This window comes from Dellaglioa sp. CoH-57-MRSF-19 (genome assembly GCF_056781975.1).
In genome coordinates, this window is record NZ_JBXAXW010000038.1 from 1 (window position 1) to 486 (window position 486).

General features: G+C 55.3%; 1 protein-coding gene. It reads left to right on the top strand.

What is annotated here, in order from left to right; translation table 11 throughout:
* Positions 1-49 precede the first annotated feature (49 nt).
* Positions 50-486, top strand: a 437-nt coding sequence (locus tag AC1RO3_RS08030) for a hypothetical protein (RefSeq protein ID WP_481763934.1), incomplete at its 3' end; no start/stop codon positions are given.

The following is a 486-nucleotide window of genomic DNA, read 5'->3' on the forward strand; positions in this document are numbered from 1 at the left end:
TGGTGTTAAGGCCACGAACGCTCTTTCCGATTCGATGGAAGTGTGGACGATGTTCGAAGGCGCATGGTACTACGTCGCATTCGAGAATGGCCACCTCGTGACCGAAGTCACGAAGATGAAGAAAGGCCCAAAGCGTTGGGATGGTAAGACTCCGGAACGTGGCACCCTGATCCGGGTCGTACCCAGTACCTCAATCTTCAGCGCTAAGTCGTTCCCGGCGTCCGTCGCTATCGAATGGGCTGAACTCGCAGCCTACCTCACTCCCGGATTCAAGGTCACCATCAGTAGTCCTAAGGTGACTAAGGAGTTCTTCAGTAAGCGCGGCCCTGTAGAACTCATCGAGAAGATGATGGAGAAGATCGGGTGCTCGGGCGAGAAGGAGATGTTCGTCTATAAGTCCGAGCTGGCCGACGTTATCGTCGCGTTCACAAACGCCGATGGTTATCAGGTCAAGGGCTACACGAACGGTCTGGGCCAGTCGAGCGG